Genomic DNA, 666 nt, shown 5'->3' on the forward strand with positions numbered 1-666 from the left:
ACCGATAACTGGGGTGAAGTCGTAACAAGGTAGCCGTATCGGAAGGTGCGGCTGGATCACCTCCTTTCTAAGGAAAAGAAGAAGTAAGGGTTTTATATACTGTTTAGTCTTTGATAAAAGGACACCAAAAAAATTCTGGTGGCGATGCGCTTGAGGGAAACACCCGTTTCCATCCCGAACACGACGGTTAAGACTCAAGCGGCCGATGGTACTATACTGGAGACGGTATGGGAGAGCAGGTGGCTGCCAGATTATTTGTGGGGGTGTAGCTCAGTTGGGAGAGCACCTGCTTGCAAGCAGGGGGTCAAGAGTTCGAATCTCTCCATCTCCACTCGGTATTGAAGAAATGAGATACCGTAATGCGTAGCTTACGTATGCACTTCGGAAACGAATGTTTCCTCAGTCGCGTGCAGGCGCGCAATGAAATCAAATATATCCGCTTATTTTTGGAAGCAAATACATTTGATTTTGCAACGTACCTTGAAAACCGCATATTGAAATGAAATGATAAATCGTAAAGAAATATCAAGACATCCGAGGTCATGCTTTTTATGAAAGTAAAAGGCATGTCAAAAGAAACAATAACAAACGAACCAAAACGCCAGGGGATATAACGCTATATATCCTTAGGAACTGATTCCACCCGTAAAAAGGGGATCAGGGCCA

1 tRNA gene and 2 rRNA genes are annotated in these 666 nt (G+C 44.3%); all 3 read left to right on the forward strand.

Annotation, left to right across the window (positions count from 1 at the left end):
- Window positions 1–67 (forward strand): 16S ribosomal RNA (locus DXA13_RS20660); the annotation flags it as partial.
- 67 nt (window positions 68–134) lie between these two features.
- A 5S ribosomal RNA gene (gene rrf, locus DXA13_RS20665) occupies window positions 135–252 on the forward strand.
- A 7-nt stretch (window positions 253–259) separates the two neighbouring features.
- Window positions 260–331 (forward strand) — tRNA-OTHER (locus DXA13_RS20670).
- Window positions 332–666: the final 335 nt, after the last annotated feature.

The sequence above is a fragment of the Clostridium sp. AM58-1XD genome (assembly GCF_003464085.1).
GTDB lineage: Bacteria > Bacillota > Clostridia > Lachnospirales > Lachnospiraceae > Lachnoclostridium_A.